Source organism: Bartonella sp. MR168JLCBS (assembly GCF_042194175.1).
Window position 1 is genome coordinate 1 of the sequence record NZ_JBHIMP010000650.1, and the last position, 508, is coordinate 508.

1 pseudogene is annotated in these 508 nt (G+C 39.4%); it reads left to right on the plus strand.

Features of this window, described 5'->3' with window-relative positions:
• Positions 1-8: 8 nt before the first annotated feature.
• A pseudogene (locus tag ACFIK8_RS13200) lies at positions 9-257 on the plus strand (P-loop NTPase); the annotation flags it as partial.
• Positions 258-508: the final 251 nt, after the last annotated feature.

The window sequence follows — 508 nt, forward strand, 5'->3', positions numbered from 1 at the left end:
CCATTTGAGGGCTCATTGAGAATATGAGTTATTTTATTGCTCCTGATACGGGAAAGCGCTACGATATTTTTGGCTATGGCGGCGCGCGTGCAGAAGCAGAACGTAGAGCTTTACCTTTCTTGGCAGAGGTGCCGCTTGATGCAGCTTTGCGCTCTTCTTCAGATGACGGTGTACCTCTCTTGGTGGCTAAGCCCGGTGGGGAGCATGCGAAGCTTTGTCGTGCGATTATTGATCAAGTAAAAAATAAATTCTTTTAAAAATTTATGTTTTTTTAGTAGAATTTGTTAAGAGACGATAATTTAAAACATGTTGTTTTGTTGGTGATTTCAATGTTTGAGCGCTTCATTGTTGGATGAGATATTCCAAAGGGTTGAATAAACGAAAAATTGATCATGCAATTGGGTGACTTAGGGAGTGTTTTCCGAGCTGTATAGATAAAGCAGTGAGGTGGAGAAAAAAAGAAATATTGGCTATTCACGTCAAAGAAAAAATATGGAGAAAATGAGAA